Origin of the sequence: Trichocoleus sp. FACHB-90, from assembly GCF_014695505.1 — a bacterium.
Taxonomy (GTDB): domain Bacteria; phylum Cyanobacteriota; class Cyanobacteriia; order Cyanobacteriales; family FACHB-T130; genus Funiculus; species Funiculus sociatus.
In genome coordinates, this window is record NZ_JACJOK010000108.1 from 1 (window position 1) to 23,731 (window position 23,731).

15 protein-coding genes and 2 pseudogenes are annotated in these 23,731 nt (G+C 42.6%); 3 read left to right on the forward strand and 14 right to left on the reverse strand.

All coding sequences use genetic code 11. The annotated features are described in order from the left end of the window. Positions 1-135: 135 nt before the first annotated feature. A complete protein-coding gene (gene dndD, locus H6F74_RS28845) occupies positions 136-2,139 on the reverse strand; it encodes a DNA sulfur modification protein DndD (RefSeq protein ID WP_190445533.1) in 2,004 nt (667 codons plus the stop codon). 132 nt (positions 2,140-2,271) lie between these two features. Continuing rightward, complete coding sequence (dndC, locus tag H6F74_RS28850; protein WP_190445534.1) at positions 2,272-3,888, reverse strand: DNA phosphorothioation system sulfurtransferase DndC; 1,617 nt, start codon at positions 3,886-3,888, stop codon at positions 2,272-2,274. A gap of 164 nt (positions 3,889-4,052) precedes the next feature. On the opposite strand from dndC, the gene H6F74_RS28855 reads away from it, so the two are divergent. Beyond that, positions 4,053-5,651, forward strand: a complete 1,599-nt coding sequence (locus H6F74_RS28855) for a DGQHR domain-containing protein (RefSeq protein ID WP_190445535.1) — start codon at positions 4,053-4,055, stop codon at positions 5,649-5,651. A gap of 113 nt (positions 5,652-5,764) precedes the next feature. Here H6F74_RS28855 and H6F74_RS28860 read toward each other — a convergent pair whose 3' ends face one another. Together H6F74_RS28860 and H6F74_RS28865 are read right to left on the reverse strand one after the other, a co-directional pair. Continuing rightward, positions 5,765-8,158, reverse strand: coding sequence for a DUF262 domain-containing protein (locus H6F74_RS28860; protein WP_190445536.1), 2,394 nt, complete (start codon positions 8,156-8,158; stop codon positions 5,765-5,767). Positions 8,159-8,236: 78 nt separating this feature from the next. Next, a complete protein-coding gene (locus H6F74_RS28865; protein ID WP_190445537.1) occupies positions 8,237-8,707 on the reverse strand; it encodes a DNA phosphorothioation-associated protein 4 in 471 nt (156 codons plus the stop codon). Positions 8,708-8,719: 12 nt separating this feature from the next. On the opposite strand from H6F74_RS28865, the gene H6F74_RS28870 reads away from it, so the two are divergent. Beyond that, positions 8,720-8,878, forward strand: a complete 159-nt coding sequence (locus tag H6F74_RS28870) for a hypothetical protein (protein ID WP_190445538.1) — start codon at positions 8,720-8,722, stop codon at positions 8,876-8,878. A gap of 25 nt (positions 8,879-8,903) precedes the next feature. On the opposite strand, the gene H6F74_RS28875 is transcribed toward H6F74_RS28870, so the two are convergent. From H6F74_RS28875 to H6F74_RS28925, 10 genes and pseudogenes are all read right to left on the reverse strand, one after another. Further along, positions 8,904-10,817, reverse strand: a complete 1,914-nt coding sequence (locus H6F74_RS28875) for a DUF3370 family protein (protein WP_190445539.1) — start codon at positions 10,815-10,817, stop codon at positions 8,904-8,906. Positions 10,818-10,918: 101 nt separating this feature from the next. After that, positions 10,919-11,572 carry a Uma2 family endonuclease gene (locus tag H6F74_RS28880; RefSeq protein WP_190445540.1) on the reverse strand — a complete coding sequence of 218 codons (654 nt, stop codon included), beginning with the start codon at positions 11,570-11,572 and terminating at the stop codon, positions 10,919-10,921. Beyond that, entirely contained in the window at positions 11,562-13,631 is a 2,070-nt protein-coding gene (locus H6F74_RS28885; protein WP_190445542.1) for an AAA family ATPase, read from the reverse strand. Before H6F74_RS28885 ends, H6F74_RS28880 begins: the two co-directional genes overlap by 11 nt. Continuing rightward, the gene (locus H6F74_RS28890; protein ID WP_190445543.1) at positions 13,628-13,801 is read right to left on the reverse strand and encodes a hypothetical protein; all 174 of its coding nucleotides are present in this window, start codon (positions 13,799-13,801) and stop codon (positions 13,628-13,630) included. The genes H6F74_RS28885 and H6F74_RS28890 overlap by 4 nt, the downstream gene beginning before the upstream one ends. A gap of 200 nt (positions 13,802-14,001) precedes the next feature. After that, positions 14,002-15,498, reverse strand: coding sequence for a DNA phosphorothioation system restriction enzyme (locus tag H6F74_RS28895; RefSeq protein WP_347269568.1), 1,497 nt, complete (start codon positions 15,496-15,498; stop codon positions 14,002-14,004). A gap of 409 nt (positions 15,499-15,907) precedes the next feature. Beyond that, a complete protein-coding gene (locus tag H6F74_RS28900) occupies positions 15,908-20,038 on the reverse strand; it encodes a non-ribosomal peptide synthetase (protein WP_190445546.1) in 4,131 nt (1,376 codons plus the stop codon). A gap of 43 nt (positions 20,039-20,081) precedes the next feature. After that, positions 20,082-20,174, reverse strand: a pseudogene (locus H6F74_RS31270) (Uma2 family endonuclease); the annotation flags it as partial. 533 nt (positions 20,175-20,707) lie between these two features. Beyond that, on the reverse strand, positions 20,708-21,865 hold the full coding sequence (locus H6F74_RS28915) for a hypothetical protein (RefSeq protein WP_190445549.1): 1,158 nt from the start codon (positions 21,863-21,865) through the stop codon (positions 20,708-20,710). Positions 21,866-22,046: 181 nt separating this feature from the next. Next, positions 22,047-22,322: a UBP-type zinc finger domain-containing protein gene (locus H6F74_RS28920; RefSeq protein ID WP_190445552.1), complete on the reverse strand. Its 276-nt coding sequence runs from the start codon at positions 22,320-22,322 to the stop codon at positions 22,047-22,049. Positions 22,323-22,471: 149 nt separating this feature from the next. Further along, positions 22,472-22,792, reverse strand: coding sequence for a hypothetical protein (locus H6F74_RS28925; RefSeq protein ID WP_190445553.1), 321 nt, complete (start codon positions 22,790-22,792; stop codon positions 22,472-22,474). A gap of 152 nt (positions 22,793-22,944) precedes the next feature. On the opposite strand from H6F74_RS28925, the pseudogene H6F74_RS28930 reads away from it, so the two are divergent. After that, positions 22,945-23,619, forward strand: a pseudogene (locus H6F74_RS28930) (N-6 DNA methylase); the annotation flags it as partial. Between the last annotated feature and the right edge of the window lie 112 nt (positions 23,620-23,731).

The window sequence follows — 23,731 nt, forward strand, 5'->3', positions numbered from 1 at the left end:
AAGTTAATTATTCGGCAGAGCTATGGTTTTAAGAGCTTTGAATCTTTACGAGAGAAGCTGCTAGCTTGCTTATTTAAATAAAATTTACTTATACCCATAAGTACAGGAGAGCCGATGAGACGGCGCGAGGTTGGATTAGTCCCAGAAATAACCTGGTTCTATTACCGTCTGCTGCTTACCGGAGTCGTATTTTAGGAGATATTCACGAGCGATCGCTTCATTTTCGTGCAATTTATCAAACTCGTTTTTTCCTATCTCAGTATCAGTAGAAAGTAATATTACCTGATGACTGGCTGAGGGAAAGTATCTCTCTACCAAATTAGCTCTATGTGAGGAATCTAAACGTCCGAGAGGCGTATCAATTGCCACTGGTAAATTGCGCCCGGAAACCCGCGCTAATCCCCACAGAAAACTGATGGCTAGTAGTTGTTTTTCTCCGGCTGAAAGGCGATGTTTAGGTACTGTCTTACCCTGTAAATCGTAAAGAGAAAGGCTGAAACTGTTGGTGTCAATTGCCACGCGATGCACTAAATCGGATTTGTGCAAAAGATATCGAAAACACTCTGTCACCTCAACTTCTAATTTATTGAGTTTTCTCAACGTCAATCGTTCGCGGAAAACCTTGAGTGTTTCTTGAACTTTAGCAGATGCAGCAATAATATGCTCGTTATTTTTCCGATCAATATTTTGCTCAGTATATTGTTTTAAGTCCTTTTTTAACTTAGCGATCGCAGCGTCTAATTCAACTAAACGACGATTGGCTGTTTCATATGCCGCCTTAGCTTCAGCAACTTTATTTTGTGCTTCTTTAAGTGCTACAAGCAGATGATTATAATCTTCGGGTGATGCAGCAGTCTGTATTTGTCTTTCCAGCCTGATAATATCTTCTTCTTTATTTTTAATAATTCCTATTTGCTGCTTTGCGAGATTTTTGGCATTTTGCAAGTAGTAAAGGATATTACCCAGTTGGCTCAAGCTTTCAGCATCAGCTAATAACCACAGTTCTTCAGGCTGGATAAAATGTGAATTTAATGTATCTACATCTTGGTCGAGAAAAGTTTTAATTTTTTCAATTTCTTCTTCTGAAATACCCACCTGACTAATCCAATTCAGCAGGCGCTTATCCCGTTCAAACAATATATCCCGTGCAATTTGTGCCTGTTGAATGCGAAATTCTTTTTCTGCTTGGGTTTGTGCCTGAGTAAGTAAAGGTTCAATCAAGGCTAGCGGTAAAACATCTGCCGCTAAGTCACACATACCTTGACGAGCTTCATCAGCTTCCGCTGTCTTTTGGTGACGCTGTTTATCTAGCTGGCTACGTTCTCCTGCAATTTTACCTCCTTCAGATATGAATTTATCAAAAGCTTCTTGCTGCTCTTTTTCGCTTTCATCCAACTTCTTTTTTATAGTCTTTAAATTTCGTATTTGCCCATCATATTCTTCTTGTTTGTGCTTTAGCTTTTGTTCCATCTCCTCTAAGTTTGCCAAGTCTTGAGTATCCGCCAGCTCCTTACGTTTGCGGTTGACTAATATTTCTAAATCGCTTGATAAACGTTCAGCCAGTTCTAGCCCTAAAAGGCCGCGAATCGCATCAACTACAATAGGTGGGGGTGTTTCCTGTTCTGCAAGTTCTTTAACTTGTTCGCCATCAAATAAAAATAAGTTAGAAATACCTAATGGCAGTAAATTTTCAATATAATCGTCCCAAGTATTAACTAGCTCTATTCTTAGCCAATCGTCTTTTTTGGCGATATCTAATTCCAAAATTCCTAAATGGTCTTTACCATCTTTAGGATTTATTTCCCAAGTTCTTACGATGCGGTAAATTACAGGTTTGTCATTTTCAATGTGTTCAAAAGCCAACTCAACGCGGGTTTTTTCAGATGGTAGAGTGTGGCTGTTAACGCACTGAGAGAGAAAATCGCTATAGCTCAAGTTGCCGCGAGTGGAACATTGAGCGCGATGTCCATAAAGTGCGAGGCGAATGGCATCCATTAAGGTAGTCTTTCCGCCGCCATTCATGCCACCTAATAAAATAATTGGGCGACGCGAATTGTCATCAACTTGTGGACAAAGATTGATAACTTGATGTCCGCGGTAGGGGCCAAAGTTTTGCAGTACGAGTTCAAGAAATATCATTTGACAAATGCCTTGGCAAGTTTCTTCCAGGCTCAGCGTGGGAATGCACTCAGGAAGCTGGAGCCTCCCGAAATTTAATTATTTGGCAGAGCCTAAACGTAAAGGTTTCCCAGTCAGAGGCTGGGAAGTCAGTTAATCTCCATCATCTATATTCCTGGCTTGGAATTTGATACTTGCCCAGGTTTCTTGTTTTACAGTTTCACTGTTATCTTCATCCATAGCATCCCCCAAGGTTAGCTGTTTTACCTTGGGAACATTGCCTTCATTAACTGCTGTTTTTAGATCGCGTTTCAAGTGGGCGTTTTTGATCGCTTCTTCTGGCGATCGCGAACTCGTCTCAAAGCATTTCTCTAGAGTGTCGTATATCCCGACGCGGCGAGACTTCTTGCGATACTGGCGTTCTGTGTCTAGCAGCTTCGCCATGAGTTCCAAGTGCATTTTATCGCCGTCGCAGATTTCCTCTAGCACAGCCCATTCATCGCCGCCTAGCAGACTACTATCAGCACCGGGACGCGGATCTTGGAAAGGTTCGCCTGTGACTTGCTCATAGATGCGAGGTAAACTATCATCAAATTCGTGTTTTTCTTCTAGCCAGATGCGACGAATTTCGCTCATTTCTTCTATGGTAATTAGCGTAATGTCACGCATATTTTCTGGCGCTGTGCGCCGGATTTGTGTTTGCGCTTCTAATACTCGTCTTAGCCAATATTCTCGCCAATATTTAGTATAGGGGCCAGGAATTGGTTCGACAGAAATTTCACCTTCAACATTGCGTTCAAAGAGTTGGACTTCGCCCCATATTCTCCGGAAGTCTCTCTTGTCGCGGTCGTTTTGAATATCTAATTCATTGCGGATATCGAGTAGAGGCTGCATCCATTCTTTCTCGTCATCATTCTGGATCATTGCCTCCATCGATTTATCCTTACTAACCATTGTGCAAACCCAGCACCCAAACCGGGAATCGCCACAACTGGGGGTAGAGGTATCTACTACAAGAGGGCATTCGTTATCTGCTGTAGCGCCTCGATACATGGTGAATAAGTCTTTATTGCTTTGACCCCAAGGATTCTGCCACTGCATCAAGTACAGCCATACTTCATCATTACGCCAGTCTTCAATAGGAGTGTAGACGAGGGAGTTGATCAAACTGGATCTAGGACTGAGGCGATCGCGCACCCGCCCTTTTTCGTGCTTCTCCATTGTGGTAGCACGTTTGGTGCTTTCAGCCTTACGCATACCCAGGAGAAGAATTACTTCACCATTATCCCGAACCATACTACGGATAAAGTTGTTGGCAGGTTGGATTTTTAGTCGGTCGGTACACCACCGAAAACGTACACGCGGTGCTGGGTAGCCTTTACCAATTAAATTTACCCAAAAGGTGTCTTTGACTGCGGGATGAAGCAGATGGGGTTCAATCGGCATCCCCTTTTCTTTTGCAGCAGACTTGAGCTGCTCCAAGGATTTCCGAACCCAAGCAGAAACTATAGGATTTTCTACTAGCGTATCTGTTGTAATTACATGGATTGTTTTAGTTCGTTTTTCTGGAGCAAGAGCAGCGATCGCATTCCAGACAAGCTGCAATACTGCGGAGGAATCTTTGCCCCACGATACACCTATAATCCAAGGTATTTGGTCTAAGCAGTATAACTCTTGGATTTCAGTGGTGAGAGCTTGGATATCATCCACTAATTCTGCCACAGTACGCGCTGGCTGATTTTTATTTTCTTGCTGTTGCGTTGTAGCCATTTCTCCCTACCTACCAAAACCTAAGTTTTTCTCACCCTTTTGGTATTTACTGCAAGGGTAACTCCTGTATTGTAAAGCTTAAAGGTTTTTAAAAACCTATATACAGCCGGAAATTTTTCATAAAATTAAGCTGTACTTCCCCATCTGAGTAAAAGCCAATCACCATGAATGACAGTGCATTTGACCCGACCACTGATATCCCAAGCGAGTACCAGAAGGGGGAAATCCAAGATCAACAGGTACTCGCTGTACTGCTGGAAAAGTACCTTGGGAGGAACAATCAGATTTTCGTTCAGAAAACAGAGATGGGTGGTATCGAGGCTTATGTAGGCTCTGTCACCCTCGAATGGTTTGCAAATCGGGTTAACTTCGCCTCTTGCTTACCCCTGCTTCAGAAAAAATACAATCCAGAGACGGGTAACATTGAGATTGACGCGGATAGCATTGATGAAATTCAGCAGCGTCCCCTTGATTGGTCGCGTCAAGCACCCCTAGTGCAGTATTTAGCAGCTCGGAAAAATCACAAATTTCCGCCAGTTCTCGTGGTTATTAACCAACCTTGGGTGGATAATCCCAAAGCTGCTGAGTGGGATAGCCAGAGACAAGCCACAAAATCTACTACCGAATTCACGCCACTGGATAAAAATGGTAAAGTCGGTTTGCTCAACCTTTCTGAGGCGGATGTAACCGTTTATGCACTGGATGGTCAACACCGACTGATGGGGGTGCAGGGTTTGATGGAGTTAATCCTCACTGGTAAACTCCAACGCTACAAAAAGGATAAAACTCCTTACGACACTTTCATTACGGTTGCTGACTTGATAGAACAGTATCAAGTCGAACCTGCTTATCTGCAAAGCTTACCCAAGGAAAAAATTGGTATTGAGTTCATCTGTGCGATCGCTGCTGGGGAAACCCGCGAACAAGCAAGGCGACGGGTGAGATCGATCTTTGTTCATGTCAACCTGATGGCTACACCCTTGAGCAAAGGTCAGTTAGCACAGCTGAATGAGGATGATGGTTTTTCGATTGTTGCTAGAAAAATCGCTGTCACCCATCCGCTTTTGCAACAGCACTCAGATCGCAAGCCCCGCGTTAATTGGAATAGTGCGACTGTTGCAGCGAAGTCAACGGTTTTAACGACGTTGCAAGCTCTCAAAGAGATGTCTGAGCGATATTTGGGGCAAAAGTTTCCTCACTGGAAACCGTTGGAAAAAGGTCTAATTGCCATGCGGCCGGAGGATGAGGAACTGAAAGAGGGGATAGAGGATTTTCAGAAGCTTTTCGATAATTTGGCAAACCTTCCAAGTTATCAGATACTCGAAGACATGGATACGCCGGAATTACGAAGGTTCAGTTGTGAAAAGGATGGCGGCGAAGGAAATATGCTTTTCCGTCCTGTTGGTCAAGTGGCTTTAGTTCAAGCTCTGGGAATCTTGGTATTTAGGAAAGGATTATTGCTGGAAGACATTTTTAAGAAGCTGCGGAAGTTCGACCTGGAAGGCGGATTTAGTGGTATGGAGTACCCAAAATCTCTATGGTATGGAGTTTTGTATGACCCAAACAAAAAGCGGGTGCAGGTTTCTGGAAGGGATTTGGCGGCGAGGTTAGTGGTTTACATCTTGGGTGGAATTCAGGATCAGATGGAACGTGCGGAACTTCGCAAGGCTCTAGCTGATGCAAGAACTATTGAAAACAAAACCATAGGTTTTGATGGTAAGTTTGTTGAACCGAAGGGAGTGGGACTTCCACCTGTTCTGTAATTGCTAGTCGTTATATTTTGCAACAGGCCCATAGGTAGTTATGTATTGATTTCTGCCATATCTGAAAAATGCTGGAAGCTTTTAAAAATAAGGACTATGCCCTTTAAAATACCTCAATTTTCTGGATTTTCACTCAGCACTTCTTGTCTAAGCTTCTCAAAACGTTTTTCCAATAGAGCCTTAAGCACTGCCTTGGCACTCTTTTTCTGTTTTTCTTCAGAAGCTAGCAATGTATCCCTATATTCGTGTTCAACTGCCTCAACAGACAACAAATGATGATGCAAAAAGTCGATACTGTCTTGATTGCCTTCGAGTGCAGATTGAAGCTCTAATTTCATAAAAGATGGATTATCTGACCAATAGCGATTTGCCTTAGCAGAAATCCAAGAATAATTTAGGGGAGAGTTGATTGGATGATCATCATTTCGTTCTACTTTCTCTCCTGTAAACTTGTACCATGAATTTACAGCATAAAGATGATCTGCTTGTAGATCATTACGACCAGTGTGAAGTTCAGAGCCACGCTTAAGTTCATGGTCGCTGTCGCTCTTATCCCTGAATTTAAAATCCCATAAACCATTCCTAATAGTAAATGCCAGAATTGCTAAACCCATTGTTCTGCTAGGAGATGCCATTAGTGCATCTCTAGTTGAGTAGCCATCTGCATCACATATCATTTCAAAACGGTTGCCTGATTTTCCATTAGATCCTAGTATAGGAAACTCAGTGAAGCGGCTATTCTCTTGAAGTTCTCCGTTACTTAGGTCAGAGACTTCATGCCACTTGATTGTAGGTTTAGATAAATATGCCAGTAATCTAGGAATGTCTGCCAGAACCCGCTTATCTATGGAAGAGTAAGCTTTTTGGTAAGCGCCACCAAAAAGAGAACCCCAATACCACCACTGGAGTTTTTTCATGACAGTTCCTGTTGGATCTTCATGCAACTTTTTCCATACAGAGTCAGTTAATACTGCGGCTAACACAAGATCCATCTGGCGATACGGAAGATAAGACAATTTAGGAACTCCAAGCCTCGCTTTCATAAAAAAGTAAGCGCGTAGTAGTTGTTTAGCTGCTTGCTCCTGAACCTCTTGAACTGTCTTACGTGACAAATTCAGTATGAGCTTATCTGAATATCCCCAATCGTCTAGTCGCAAAATGGCACGTAGAGCATCTTGGGGATTGGAGTAACTTGAGAGTGGATTGGTTCTAGTTGACCAATCATTACCTAGAGATTCTGATAACTTTGCGTGTAATACAATTGTTTGGACAAAAGATCTAGCAATAGATTCTGGAAACTTTTCCCCTTTAACGACTTGTTCAGCATCTTCATCTCTCTCACCAAGAAAATTACCAATATTCCAAAAATTTTCTATGCCATCTTCTCTTGCAGAATTTGGTAGCAGTTTTACAAACTTCTTAAAATCTTTAAGGCTTTGCAAACAAGCTAACTTCATAATGTCTCTAAGGCTGGAGTCTGTTGTAGTAGTCTTCGCTACTAACAAATCGAATGTTTCTAATTCAACTCCACCCATATTAATTACTGAAAAAATACCTGACAGTCGATTAAACTCTTTGGAAGGTACTTCCAGTACTGGAAACTGAAATTTTATAAGCTCGCCTAGCATTTGCTGAAGTTGCGATCTCCAGCTTAAAAAACTACGCTTAAGTTTCTTCCGCTCCTCTTCATACTTACTTTGATCAAGAACACCAGAATGTAAATTTTCCTTAAGGTGTTTACCTTCCGTACTCTGGCTAATAATAATATCTTGTCTCTCCTCAAATAAATCTATCCAAAAGTTAGTAGGATCAAAGTGAAGAGACTTATCATCATCATTTTCGATGTAAAGTTTGTCTAAAGGAAGATAAATTCCTTCTTCCAAACCAGCCTGATCTTGCAACTCTTTTACTGTACAGAAGTTAGCTAAATCAGAATCTGATATTTCATAAAAAAATGGGCTGCTTTTGTCTGTCTTTTTATATTTTACGAAAACAATCGCTTCACAAGCTTCTTCGTGTTGCATTTCTCGAAGATTCAACCATTTCAAATCTTTCAAGCCAAGTTTATTAAGGTTTAAAAACCATCTTAGCCTATAATTCCTGTTAAGTTCATTGCCGTCAGCAAAATGATATGCTGTACCAAATATAAGGTCAAGAGCTGTTAACCTCTGCTGACCATCTAAAAGATAATCACAAGAATAAGCTTCACCTTTTTGCAAGTATTGTGTTGCTTTAAGCCCCTCTACGTATTGTGGCTGAAGATTGGCTTTTTTAAGGAAAATTTCACGTAAAATTTTTTCTGTAATAGATAGCGGCTTGTTAACAGACATTGTTTTGCTGTCAGCTTCTGTGCCGATAAGAGCTTGACCAACAGGATATTCCAATAATATAGAAGCTATCAGAGACTGCCAGCGTTCTGGATTCCAGACAAATGGACGTTGAAAATTTGGTAATAGCAAGTCTCCTTTACGCAGTGAATAAAGTAGCTGTCCCAGAGTTCTTGACATGAGTTAAATCCTCCTCTAAGTTAAAATGAACATAGGAAGCGTATAATAGAATTGTTATTAAATTTTTTGTAATTTAATTTACGATAAGAATATACTCAGATCAAATTCTTGTTGATGCTCTTGCTTGAATCGTTTAGAACTAAGAATCAATAGAAGTCGTTCTGAGTAGTCTACTGCTCCACGAAACTCGTTTTGTAGGATCTCCAGTCCACCATTAGCGTATTCTTCAAAAATACGGAGACGTTGATTTTCAAAATTTTCATTATTAGATGATAAAATGCTAATTTCTTTAGTTTCAACCATTGCCAGTAACTTAATTAGTAAATCATACCCTTTAATCAAAAAATGCTCTTGCCCAATTGGAGCTGGCTCTCTTTTTGAGATTTCCCCTAAAGGTACACGCTTTTTATGCTTTGCTCCCAAAGCAGCAGCAAACACGATCGCATCAGCATAGGTTTGGAAAGGGCCTGTTGCACCATCTGCCGATGTTAAAGCCTTCACTAAATCTGCTTTATCTTTAGCAACTCTAATTCTGCCAGTTTCAGCCATTTTATCAATATATTGTTTTTTGACATCTTAACTGAAAGCTTGAAGCGATCGCACTCTCTTCCAGATTACGCGATCGCATCCTCTCCAGACCAAGCGATCGCACTCTCCCCAAAACACGCGATCGCTATCCCCAACCCGTATTTAAACTTTTATAACAAATGTATCAAATGATTTTGAGGATGCGATCGCATTTGAATCATCCTGCCGTTTTAACAGTCAAAACCTGCGGCGGAGTAGAATCTGGGGGATAAAGAAAGTCTACCCGTACTTGCCTTTTTTCGCCTGGTGGCATCTTCAGCGTTACCAGGGGTTCACCAGGTTGTCCGCGTCGCTGTACCAGATGAACGTAGCGCGTTTTTTCAACTTTATTATCATCAGTATAACTTACCCTAACTGTACCTCTAAAAAACACTTGATTAACTCGTGGATTTAAGAACAGAAGTCTGTCTTTACCACCTTCATCTTTCAACGGTGTTTGTACCGATACAGTAACAGTTTGGGGTTGATTTGTAGAGTTATTCAGGGGGAAAGTAAGATTGTATTCTACTCCATAGTTACTATGGGCAAAGTATGCCGTATCTGAATATCTAGCTAACATTGGGGCGCTTTGAATTTGCCCAGTACCAAGGGTAATTAAATGTAGAGTACCCAAAGGATAAGAAATTGCTTTTCCCGGCGAAGGAATGCTCAAATCTGAACTATTGTTATCAGTAATTTGAGCCTGCCACTGCGCCCCTTGAGAGACACCCGCGACGCGACTGAAAATGGTTGGTTCTCTCGGCGGATCTAAAGGCGTGGGAACTGGATCGCGCTTTCCTGCTAAACTGCCTGTATCGAGTAACTTTTGCCACTCTGCTAAGGTGGGCGGACGACTGGAATTCTTGGCTAAGTTGGCGACATAGACAGCGCGATCGCTCGACAACCGCATCATCGTCGTGCGACCATTTGATGAAGGAGCCTGCACTGGAATTGCCCGATTCATCAACATTGCCGATTGTCCAGGCGGTATTACCAACTTTTCGGGAAAATTCGACTGTCTAACTCCCCGCAACACATCATTCATTGTCCGACTGCCAGGGCCAGAATAAACTGTTCCATTGGGATTTTCTACGATGTCGGGTAAAGCTATAAACGGCGCTTCTGGAGTGGAGAGATAACTAGCAGCTTGCAACACTTCCACAGTGGCGGGTTGATCGCCTGGGTTCTGGACAATTATGCCTTGATATAAAGTGCTATTTTGAGTTTCCGATCTGGCGATGTGGTGAGAGAATATATCAAATCGCCCTTGAAAGGGAAAGTTTAAATGTGCTTGGGGTACTTGTTTACCAGCTGGGGGAAAGGTAGAAAGCAAAATGCCTTCAGTTGTCACAAGTTCGGGGCTATTACTATTAAATGTGGGAACGGTATCGAGTTTTCCCGGTAAAGTCCGCACTTCCATCGGTTGCACTTCCACCCCGGCGATGTATTGCGGTGGTACAGCGTAGATATTTAACGCCCGACACATCAACGCTGCGACTTCGCCACGAGTGGCAGTTTGATTAGGTTTTAGCTGTTTGACGTTAGGATAGTTGACGACGATGCTGTTAACTGCGGCGGATGCGATCGCATTCTTGGCATATTCTGGAATCTGTGGGGCATCGTTAAAATACTGCCCAAGAGTTTGAGTCGGATTTTCCGGGATACTATAATTTTTAGCACCAGCCACAACGCCTACAGCTTGCGATCGCGGGATAGCTTGGTTGGGTTGAAAAACTCCGCCAGGATAACCGGAAAAAAAGCCTCGTCTGTAAGCATCTTGAATTGCCTTATGCGCCCAGTAACTCGTAGGCACATCTTTAAAACTCGTGCTATTGCGCTTTATTGGTGCATCGGGAAAAGCATTCAGCATCAACACGGCAAATTCAGCGCGAGTGATAGTAGCGTTGGGGCGAAAAGTGCCATCTGGGTAGCCACTGACTAGCTTTCGCGGTGCCATCTGGCTGATACATTCTTTCGCCCAATGGCTGTTAATGTCACTAAAGGCGGCTTGATTGGGGGTTGCGATCAATAGGGAAGCAAAAAGCAGGGAACCAACGAAAGGATGTGTCAGGACTTTTAGACTTTTACTCATGAAAATGTTTTTATGTCAACTAAAATAAGAGAAGTATTTTTACGCTTTCTCGTTCCCTTACTTCAGCTTGATAACCAGGGAAGGAATGCGATCGCGCTGTTTTAACTTTTGCTAAATCTTTGGAGTAACCAGCGAGTAATTGCCCCGTCATCCTCTGTTTGACTGCGTTGCAGTGCTTCTTTAACTAAAGCTATTTGTAATCCCGGTAACACCAGCGACTCGTGTATTTCACCGCTGCGCCCTTCAGAGATAGAGAATGCGATCGCATCCCTTAAATTAGCATCAACAACCCAATATTCCCCTACTCCCGAACGTTCGTATAATAACCGCTTTCGCCCTAAATCATCACTAATAGTAGCACCGATTTCTACCGCCAACGTAGGACGATCGTACTCATTCAAATCAACAGGTGAATTAGTTTCAGGAGGTATATTCAACTCCGAACCGATGTAGAAAGCCAAGTCAGGTTGAAATTCATCTAAACCTGCTTTTCTAAAACTGGTATTTGTAAACACAACAATCGGAATATTTTTAATAGTTGCATAAAGAAGAATAATGTAGGAAACAATTGAATTTTGTCGTCCGTGTCGAGGACCTACTGCTGCCATTTCAATCCTCATGTACCCTTGATGGTAATAGAACCTTCCCTTTTCATAATTTGGGCTATTAGCAAATGCTAAAAACTCATCCCAACTGGCTTTTACCCAGGTATCTGTCACCAAATCCTGCACATTGGGCGCTGAACTAGAAACCATAATCGACCTCTACAATTTCCGTATATTCAAACTCATTCGGACTTTGCCGCACCAAAGGATAGATATTTCCATTTATCTCAATTGAATCTTGTTCGCAGTCAGGCTTAGAAGAATAATAAATCAATACATACTCTCTACCTATTCTATCTGCTATTTCTTCGGCAACTTCACCCCGCCACTGAGTTTTTGTCACCAACACTACCAATTGATTTGCTAATTTTGGAATTATCTTAGCAATTTGTCGCCGATAAATTTCATCCAAACTGCCAAACGGAGAATCCATCACAATCGGGAAGGTGTTGCTGTCTGGAACCATCAGCATTTTGTTTTGGCTCCATTCTCGCACCCTGTCAATAATGCTACCGATAAACGATAGACTGAGAATTTGATTTTCGCCCGTAGAAGCTGCAACAGGAGCCTCTAAACCTGCGGTGTTTTCCACTAGAGTCAGCTCGTATTTTTCGCTAATTCTGGGGATGTAAGGCGTAAAAGAAATGTCCGTAAATATTTGTTGTACTCTTTTCTCTAACTCTAAGCGAAACTGTTGTTCTTGCAATATCTTCACTTTCGTTAAACGTTCAATCGCCTCTTGAGTTGCAGCAATGCGTCGCTGAGCTAATGCTTGCTTTTCCTCATTCATTTTATGTTTAGCAATTTGTTTCCCTAAGTCTTCAATCTCAGCTTTTAAATTAATAATTTGCTGCTGATTTCCTCCTTGATCTAGTGTTAGCTCTAAAATTCTGGATTCAATTTCATCCAACCGCTTTTGTAGGTTCCGAATATCATCACTTGGATCTTTCCTCAACTTTTCTTGAATTTTATCTAATTCCGCTTCTATCTGAGAAATATCTTGTCTAAATCTACTAATATTAGCTTGCTCTCTGTCAATTTCTTCCCAAAAAGCCGGAGCTTGCTTATCAATTTCATCTACCTGAGCTATCATGCGAATTGCTGTTTCTTCTACAGCAGCAATTCCCGCTTTATCTAGCCAACCGCTCACATTTGCATGAGCATGATTTCCATCGTACAATTCTCCACCACAAATACAGCGCTTAGAGTTCAATAAATCTTTAACAAATTCTCGCGAAATTCCAGTTGTTAACTCGCCTCGCTGCTTCAAATCATCCACAATTGTCCGAAATTGAGCGGTGGTTTCCGATAGCAATACCGTATAACCCCGCGTAGAAATTGCTTTTTTCAGTGCTTCCTTGCTTCTTTTAAGATTTTCTAGGTTGGATGCTTTCAGATTTTCTAATTCTTGCCGTCTTTCTTGTAACTGTTTAGCTGCACTGAGTTCGCGCAAACGGTGACTGGTTTCTTTTTTTAAGGTTTGTTGATTTGACAATTCTTGGATAATTTCATTTTGACGCTGGGCGAGTTGTTCGCTTTCCTTTTCGAGTTTTTGTTGTTGTTTTAATAGTTGTTTGGTTTCGGAGTCGCCAATTGCTTCTAATTCAGTTCTGAGAGTTTTCTCAGCCTCTTTCAAATGCTTAATGGAATTATTTAACACTTCCACACCCAGAAGCTTTTTAGTAGCTTCGGCAATTTCGGCTTTTTTATCAGAGCGGACTATTTGTTCAATTCGCTCTCCGTCAAAGAAAAAATACTGATGCAAACTACCTGGTAAAATTTGATTAATTATATCTTCTGGATGTTCTCGCGGTATTAACCAGCGCCCATCATCTTCAGCTACATACATCAGTAATTGACTTTTGCCAGCCTCAAAGTCAGTTTCATTTTTATAGACACGGCAGAGGCGTTGAGCTTGATAGCGTCTACTGTCATGTTCCCAGCCAATTTTTACCCAGCATTCGACAGCTTCGCCCGATTTCGCTTCTGCGATCGCTCTCTTATTCACTAACTGCTCAACTGATGCAAAAGCCGCGCTAAATTTCTCGTACAGCACCCAAGAAAACGCATTTAATAAACTGGTTTTTCCCGCGCCGTTGTTGCCATGAATAATAGTAGTATTCTGAACATCTCCACTAGCCAACAAAATCTCTGGGGTCTTGCCATAAAACGAGCGAAAGTTGCAAAGTTTTATTGAAGTAAGCTTCATTTCACAACTTCCTTTACAATTGCTAAAATATCATTATTAATATGTCCGAGACTTTTCTTATCTAGCCTGCCTTTTTCTAGCTGGCACACTCGTTCAATAATTTGTTGCACTTCCGGTGAAGCTGACTTTATTGGCTCTTGCACATCATTTATATTCGCTTCGTTTGTCATTTTCATGCCACCCTGAAAGATTACTTAATTTTAGCTTAAATTTATAAAAGCATAAAGTGGTGAGAGGAATGAACCGCAAAGACACTGCATAGCGCCAACGAAAGAGGAAACAAAAGAAAAGAAACCAGAAGCAAAATAATCTTCTCTCTTCCTCTGCGTTCTCAGCGCCTCCGCGGTTCGTTTCTCATTTCTGACATAAATTACAAATCCAACAATTCATAGCGCTTTTGCAAAGCTAACAATTTCATTCTGGCTTCTCCTGCATTATCAGCTAAATCGGCAAATTCTACAAAGCGCCGCAACTCCTTTCGTAGCAAATTTCTCTCTACTTCAAAAGTGTCTCTATCTAAAGTTGGAGGCAGTACAATTGTGTCAAATAGAGTAGCGCGTTCCTTGCCTGGATGAGGGCGCAAAATTCGTCCTCGACGCTGAATAAATTGGCGCGGATTGCTACTACTCGCCAAAATTACTGCATTCTGAATTGCTGGAATATCGACACCTTCATCTAAACAGCGAATAGCAACCAAACCCTGTAATTCGCCATTTTCAAATTGTCGCCGCAAATTCTCTCTTTCTGACAAAGGTGTTTCGGCAGTGTAGGTATTAACGCGATAACCCAGTTCTTCTCCCAGAATTTTAACAACAGCTTTGAATTGGCGTGAAACGAAATTATTCGAGTTAGCAAAATCGCTATGTACGGAACCATCCCCGCAATAAAATAAGGTGTGGGAAGTATCCAGGCGTTGACTCATTAACTCGCGCAAAGCTTCTAACTTATTAGCAGCAGCGCCAATTAACCTCGCCCGCTTCATCAACAACGGCTTCAATTCTTCATTGTCTTCAAAATTTGCCGCAATATTATCCCGTTGTTTAAACAGAAGATGTCTGCCAATACTGGCACTTAGTTTGGTATAAGTACGCGCTTCCGCTTCTGTTAGTTCTACAAGTATGGGATAATAAAGGTAATGTACCAGCGCCCCCTGTTGAATTGCATCTTTCAGGGTAAATTCTGGTTTTATAACTGTGCCAAAGTAATCAAATAAAGATTGCGTACCTGCATCATCAAAATAGCGTTCTGGTGTTGCCGAAAGTCCTAAACGCAACCCAATACTAGAAGGCAAACTTTCCTCTAAACGTCGTGCGCCGAGGTTATGGGCTTCGTCTCCCACAATTAAAGTTTTTGGGGGAAAATACTTTAATTGCGACTGCAACCCCTCACCAATAAGCGTGGAATTTGTAGTAATGACTGTGAGAAAATGTTGGTTGCCAGAACGCAAGTTGTAAAGTTGCGTCGATAGCTGACTTTGCCAGCTGCGGAGATTCTCAAAAGCTAAGACTGGTTCTAATCCAAATTTTTCGCATTCTCGCGCCCATTGCGTAACCAAATGCCGATATGGGCAGACTATAAGCAACACTTGCAAGCCGATTTGTTGATACAGTTCAGTTGCGATCGCTAATGCCGCAATAGTCTTGCCGCTACCAGTCGCCATCTTCAGCGTACCGCGTCCTTTGTTGGCAAACCAATTAGTAACAGCTTCCCGCTGATACTGTCGCAGCTGAATAGATCGTGGCATTCGGGGACATCCCTTTCGCGGTGGATTTCCCTCGGTTGAGTAGCTGCCCTTATTTTCGCCCGCTACAGGTAATCTTAATCTGAACTGAAGTCCTTCAAATCGGGGAGTTGCCTTGGGAGGAATCGTAGGCGTTAGTTTCGGGGCATTGTAGGCGGCATTCATGGTAGATACAGGGCAGCATATAATCTAATGAATTATACATCTAGTGTTTATGGGGTTCCCTTCACAGTAACTTCACACTATATGCGTAAATTTTATTATCAAAACTCATATTTATTGACAAAATGCCTTTTTGAATACCATTTTTATTCCCATTTCGCATCCTCATTTTGGCGTATGAAACTTGAGGGTGCGGAATGTGGAATAAGACATTATTTGGCTCAACTTAAAGTAAAGACACTTTGCTATTCCAAGTCGGAAGAGATGCTGAAATTATCAATTTGCTTGTTACATTACCTAAAGTATAAAACTATCCCCGTACCTCCCGGTTTCATCCCCTGACTGTGCAACGCAAAAATCAAAAACCTACACCTTATACCTTCTCAATACAAGCTTTTAGCTGTTCGCTGAGAACCCGAACATGAGGTTTCTTTAGCATAGTTAGATGATTGCCAGGAATATTATGAATTTCCACTCCTCCAACAGCTAGATTGCTCCAGCCCATACTTGTATCTTGCTCGGTTTTTAACTGAACGCTAGTCTTAAAAAGAGTAATTCGATTTGGGTAGACTTGTGGAGTATAGTTGAGAGTTGCTTCGCTATTAGCATGGAAAACGCGAAGCATAGGCTGAATTGTTAACTCTCTTAAAATCTGCGACTTAGACTCCTGAGACATGAGATTAGCTATAGCCTCCTCGCCTAATATCGAGCGCCAGAACAGATTTTTTTCCAGCAGCAGAACCAACTTATTTAAAATAGGAAAACGAGATATAAAACTCTGATAGTTGTTTTTACTAGCAGTAAGCAAATAAAAATAATCTATAACAAATGACCATATATATCGCGTCGCTATGGTAAAAAGAAACCTGAAACCATCTCTAAAAGAAGGTTGATTATCCGAACCTGGTGCTAAAGTATCAAGCATAGCAAGTAGACCCACTTCATGCCCAGATTTTTGCAATTGTTGAGCCATTTCAAAAGCAACCAAACCTCCAAAAGACCACCCTCCTAAAAAATAAGGGCCTTTTGGCTGAACCACGCGCAACGCTTCAATATAATAAGCTGCCATATCCTCAATGCGAGTTATTGGGGGTTGTTCTCCGTCAATACCTCGCGGCTGTAACCCATAAAAAGGCTGATTTTTGCCCAAATGATACGCCAATTCGTAATAAGGGAAAACTACGCCAAAAATAGGATGTACACAGAAAAAAGGTGGATTTGAACCTTTAGGCTGAATTGCAACTAAAGGCGACCAAGACTGAGAATTATTTTCTACAAATAAACTGCTTGCTAAACTTTCAACTGTCGGATTTAAGAAGAGGGTAGACAGCGGTAACTCGCGCTCAAACTGCTTATGTACCTCATCCATGAGGCGTATAGCCAGCAGGGAATTGCCACCTAAGTCAAAGAAGTTATCGCCAATACCTACACGCTCAATGTTAAGAACTTCAGCCCAAATTTTTGCTAGAGTTGATTCTGTAGAATTACGAGGAGCAACGTTTAAGGTTAAATTCGAGATTTCAGATTTTAATTTGAATGGTGTAGGCAATGCTAGACGATCTACTTTACCATTAACAGTTAACGGTAGAGAATCTATCAATACAATAAATGAAGGCAATATGTAATCTGGTAACTTCTTCTTCAAAAAATCGCGAATTTCAATGGTTGTTAACACCTGATTTTGCTGCGGTACAATATAAGCTATTAAACGCTTATCATCAGGTATATCTTCGCGCACAATTACTACCGCTTCTTTAACTGTTGGATACTGCCTCAGCAGCGCCTCAATTTCTCCTAATTCGATGCGAAAACCGCGAATTTTTACCTGTTCGTCGATGCGTCCTAAAAACTCAATATTTCCGTCCGGTTTAAACGTCGCTAAGTCACCTGTTTTATAAAGACGCTCGGTTATACTCTCCTTTTTAAGGGGAGATAAAGAAGAATTTACCTGTATTTCTGCTTCAATTTCTATTTTTACTTTTGCCTTTCTAAAAGGGTTAGGAATAAACCGTTCAGTAGTTAATTCCGGACGGTTAAGATAGCCGCGTGCTAATCCATCACCGCTGATGTACAATTCGCCAGTAATACCGATAGGTACTGGCTGTAGATATCCATCTAATATATAAATTTGAGTATTGGCAATTGGGCGACCGATGGGGGGCTTTTCGCTATTGTCATTAATTTCTGCAATCGTAGCCCAAACAGTTGCTTCCGTTGGCCCATAAGCGTTAAAAAATCGGCGATCAGAAGCCCATTTGTTGACAATATCTTTAGAACAAGATTCGCCTGCACAAATTATAGTATGCAGCGCAGGAAGTTCTTCTTTTGGTAATACTGCAAGTACAGCCGGCGGAAGGGTAACGCAAGTAATATTATTGTCTTTGCATAGCTTTATTAAAGCTTGTCCAGGCAAAAGAGATTCTTTTTTAGCTATGTAAAGTGTTGCTCCTATTCGCAATGCCATGATAATTTCAAAGATTGAGGCATCAAAACTCAAGGATGCAAATTGTAAGATGCGATCGCTTGGCTGTAACTTGAAAACTTCGATCTGAGCTTCTGCTAAGTTAGACAGTCCTCTGTGCTGTACTAAAACGCCTTTTGGTTTTCCAGTTGAGCCAGAGGTGTAAATGACATAAGCTAGATTATCAACTGTTACGTTACTGATTGGGTTGTCTTGGGGATGGGAAGCGATCGCATTCCAGTCCGTATCCAAACAAACTACAGACAAACCGTGTTGGCGCTCCCCCCAAGAGGCCTTCCAAAGGGGAGTTAATATGGATTGGGTTAATAAGATGGATATTTGAGCGTCTTCCAGCATGAAGTTAAGACGTTCTTGCGGATAGCTTGGATCTAAAGGTAGGTATGCTCCACCTGCTTTGAGGATGCCCAATAGTCCCACTATCATATCTACAGAACGTTCTACACAAATGCCCACTAGAACGTCTGGAACTACCCCCAATTGTTGCAGGTGGTGTGCAAGTTGATTGGCTCTGATGTTCAATTCGCGGTAGGTTAATTGCTGATTTTCAAAAATGAGCGCGATCGCATCCGGGCTTTGCTCTACCTGCGCTTCAAATAACTGATGGAAACACTGCTCTATTTTAGATGCTAAATCTTGGTTCTTCGATTTATTCTGGCTAAATATTAATAGTTGTTCCTGCTCTGCATCGGTCAAAATTGTTAATTCAGAAAGGTGCTTTTGTGGATTTGCAACAATACTTTCCAGCAGCGTTTGGTAATGTCCCAGCATCCGATTAATGGTAGCGTCATTAAATAAATCGGTGCTGTATATTACTTGCCCTTTAAAACTTTCCGGCGATTCCCACAAGTGAAACTCTAGATCGAACTTGGCGCTTGCGCTGTCAAACTCCAACTGCGAGAGCATTAAACCTGGCAATTCTAACGCCTCAATGGGAGTATTTTGCAGACTAAACGCAACTTGGAACAAGGGATGTTGGCTCAAGTTTCGCTCTGGATGCAGTTCCTCTACTAGCTTCTCAAAGGGTAAGTCTTGATGGGCATAAGCTCCTAGCGTAACCTCCCGTACTCTGCTCAGCAATTCTAGAAATGTTGGATTGCCTGATAAATTAGTACGCAGCACCAAACTATTGACAAAAAAACCAATTAATCCCTCAATTTCGCGACGGTTGCGGTTAGCAATTGGTGAGCCGACCACAATATCTGATTGCTGAGTGTAGCGATAGAGTAAGATTTGAAATGCCGCCAAGAGAGTCATGAACACAGTCACGCCTTGGCGCTGCGAAAGTGCCTCTAATTCCTCACTCAGGCTTTTCGGTAACTCTAGAAATTGCGTCGCGCCTCGGTAGGTTGGAGCGATTGGGCGAGGTTTGTCCGTGGGCAAGTTCAGTGAGGGAATATTGTCCAGCTGCTGCTTCCAGTAGGCTAACTGAGTCTCTAGAACCTCACCCTGTAACCACTCGCGCTGCCAGTCGGCAAAGTCTGCATATTGGATCGGCAGTTCTGGCAACGGCGATCGCATGTTGTTGGCAGCTGCATACAGTGTTCCTAGTTCCCGAATTAGCACCCCAATAGACCAACCATCACAGATAATGTGGTGCAGATTCAGCAAAAGTACATATTCTGAGGAGTCTAGCTGTAAGAGCATCACTCGCAGTAACGAGTCCTGAGATAAATTGAAAGGACGCGATCGCTCCTCAGTAGCTATTCGTCGAGTTTCCGTTTCCCGTTCGGTTGCTGGTAGCGAACGCAAATCTACTACTGGCAGAGGTATGGTTAAGCTGGGAGCAATTACCTGGACGGGTTGCCCATCAAGCATCCTAAAAGTAGTACGCAAAGCTTCGTGGCGACGCACGATTTCGTTGAACGTCTCTTCCAGCGCCGAAGTGTTGAGCGAACCTTTTAGGCGAAGTGCAGTCGCTACATTGTAAAAGGTATTGCCTGGGAAGAGTTGGTCGAGAAACCACAATCGCTGTTGAGCAAAAGATGCTGGAAATACAAAAACTTCTGTTTCCTCAGCTTTCATTTTGTTGTTGCTGTTCAGTCAGCACTCCAATCTTAAAAATCTGAATCACCCCGTTATGCAGTTCATAGCGTCCAATTTCGAGCTTCCACTCTAGAAAGTCTTCAAATGCGATCGCTTTGGGTAAGGCTTGAGTCATGGCTTGCTGCTTTCCCAGAATCAATATAAGTGCATTTTAATCAATGGTGCGATCGCGCTGATTTCGACGCTCGCTCACTTCTTCTACTTCTTCCCACCCCAGTAAGGGCGAATCTCCCACAGTTTGCATCCGAGGAGTGTTTTCGGCTCAAACAGTTTATCCTGCATGGCAGTTTTTATCAATTCGGTTCCCATTGAATTTACCTTGGCTCTATTACGATAGGATAACCAGTATCCAAGCGAAAGCGATCGCCTGCACGAGTTCCCCTTCACCAAGACAAACTTAGTGCATTTTTGTAGCGATCGCACGCTGAACGATCGCCCAAATCCTCAAAGAAAATTCTCAGCAGATGGAAGCGATCGCAATCTAGAAAGGGGCATTACCTGGCACGGCTGCACCGTAAAACGAAAGCGCTACTCCTGCGTCAGCCCTTGATGTTGAAGTGTTCCCTCCGCTTGCTGCTCCACTATTTGAAATATCGAACAGTTCCTGTTCAAGCTTAATTCATTACACTTTCAGCAAAACCCCAATGATTAATTACCAGCTTGCCAAATCGGAATTCCTGCTACCGTTGGAACAGCCAACATCTGACCATCTGGGCTAAATAATCCTGTACTAGCACCACTACTCACATCAAAACCACTAAGAGGCCATTCCTTGCGAATTTCGACATTAATAATACGTGAACCAGCTACCTGACCAGCAACCAAGTAGGTTTTAGCATCAGGACTGAGTGATAACTGGTCATCCGTTCTGTCTACCGAAGCCGAAACAGTACGCACAGTTGCAGCCGTTTTCACGTCCCAAGTCCGGAGGTGAGCTTCATATATCGCGTCTTTTGACAGACTGGTTAACGTTTGACCATCCGGGCTAAAGGTCATGCTCTGGGGAAGTAACTCATTTTTTTCTTTTAGGGTATGGAGGAGTTGACCTGTTTTAGGATTCCAAAGTTGAATCAAGCCTTGCCAGTGATAAGTTCCTCCCTTGAGGATAGATTGACTGGAACCGAGGCTGGCTAACACTTGGCTATCAGGGCTAAAACTCATCCTTCGTAAAGATTTGATATTACTCTTTAATACAAAACGCTTTTCGCCGGTTGCTACATCCCATAGCTGAATCTGCGGATTTTCGGAACCAAAATATTTTCGGGCGCTACTGGCAATAAATTGTCCGTTTGGGCTAAATTCCAGGCTGGAAACAATGCTAGCCGGGAAATTTTCCCCAGAATCCTTAGGGGAGAGAAACTCTGTGCTATTGGTAAAAATTGGTTTTTTCCAGATAGCTTCTCCGGTTTTGCTATTCCACAGACCAACTGCTATTGATTTATCAATTTGCGAGTAGATGATGCTGGCAACAAACTGTCCATCAGAGCTAATGGCAACATCTCCAAAGGAAGTGGTATCGTCGGCTTTGATAGATGAGACTAATTCCCCTTTCCTTACATCCCACAACTGAATGGCTTTAGCCTGTTCACCATTACACACGAGTAGAAGTCCATTAGAGCTAAACTTGGCATAGTTCGCGACAGTGGGCAACTTGTGAACTAGCTTAGAGTTTTCCCAAGATGGTTTAGCTTGAACCACGGAAGGGGTTGGTGCTTGAGCGAAGAAGCCAGCCGATTTTGCCACAGATGTCCCCACAAGTGTAGCGATCGCTAGGACTGTTACTGTTAAAGCAGTTGTTTTCTTCATACTCAAGCCAAAAGTGGTAGTGATTAACTACTAACTGATGACTCTTGATGAATGGTTCTGTTTCCCTTGGCTTGGCAACACTTCGCCCAAGATAGAGGGATGAATGGATGAGGCTTTGTTTGCGATCGCTTTCTTTTAGAATTGCTTCTAAGTTGGGTGGATGCCGCAATTGAGCGCATCTTCAATAATTCTTCTGCTGCTCATCCGCAAAACACCACAGCCATTGCTCTCCTAATTCGGCTGAACTGATTACAGTATGTCCGGTTTCCTCATAGTGACGGCGAGAATGCTGATTTTCTGAGGAGTCGCAGCACAGCATCTTACCGCAGGTTTGACAAATGCGAAGATGCACCCACCGACCATTGATCCGAATGCACTCTTCACAGCGAAACACCGGATAGTTGGCTTTAGAGATTAGGTTTTCCAGAGTCACTTCATTGAGGTGTTGGCAGGACATAGGGTTTCCTGATCGGTGTATGAGTTGGAGTTGCTGGTTGAATGCTTCCAATTCTAAGGTCTAAACTAGCGATCGCTTTCTTTTCAAGTGGATGGAACTTAATATAAATCCAGATTTAATGGTTACAGCTTTTCTCCTGCTAAGTTTATTCAGCCAAGCTTTAGCATGATCGCGAGATGTTCAATTCGCTCATACTCGTTGAGTTCTTCAATCTCACTTGGTGTGATATTGCCGCTTTGATTTTTGGCAAGTAACGTACTGAGTCGCTCTTGCATTTCAGGTGTGGGGCGAAAGGCGGCTATTTGTTCTGGGGTTGGCTGACTCGTGAGAAAGTCTAGAATGTAGCGGTAGACATGAGCCGGAAGGACAGTCTGCTGAACGCACTGCCGTAATAATTCTGGCAGGCGATCGCCTAATTGAGTCAGTTGTTCTGAGAGGTCGTCTGGAATTTCAATCGTGATAGTTGCCACAGCGAGAGCCACGCAATAACTACACTATTCGCTATTCTATGCCGGGTTGAGAGCTTCTCCCAGAGTTTAAGCTAGTTGACTCAGTGGAGGGGAGGGTTTATTAAGGCGATCGCACTAAAGCTTTGGCTAAGCAAGATGTACAATCGTTGCTTATGAGTACTGCCACCCATGACATTGTTGCCAAGCTCTGGAATCTCTGTAACGTCCTCAAAGACGACGGGGTCACTTACCATCAGTACGTGATCGAACTCACGTATCTGCTGTTTTTGAAGATGGCGAAGGAGACCCGCACTGAGAACCAGCTTCCAGAGGGTTATCGTTGGGACAATCTAGAAGGGGAAGCTGAGTCTAATCGGCTGAAATTCTATAAGAGGCTGTTGAGCTATTTAGGAAGCCACGGCTCTACGCGGGTTAAAGAAATTTTTGCTGATGCCTATTCTTCTATTAAAAAGGAAACTACGCTCTCCATGCTAGTTACTGAGATTAACAAACTTGACTGGTACAGTGCCAAGCGAGAAGGACTAGGCGATGTCTACGAAGGTTTGTTAGAGAAAAACGCTAACGAAAAGAAAGCTGGGGCTGGTCAGTATTTTACCCCCCGTCCGCTAATTGACAGCATGGTGCATGTGATGCGTCCTACGCTGGAGGACATCATCCAAGACCCTGCTGCTGGTACAGGTGGATTTTTGATTGCCGCCAATCGGTACATTCGAGAACATAGCGACTCGGATAGTTGGACTGAAAAGCAAAAACGTAAATACCGCTGCAATACCTTTTACGGCATGGAGCATGTGCAGGATACGCATCGTTTAGCATTAATGAATTTGGCGTTGCTGAAAGAGTAATGCTAGATGTGGCACAATAAAGGTATGAAATGTCCTCAATGTAACTCCACTCAAACTGCTAAAAATGGACATCGTCGAGGCAGACAATGCTACA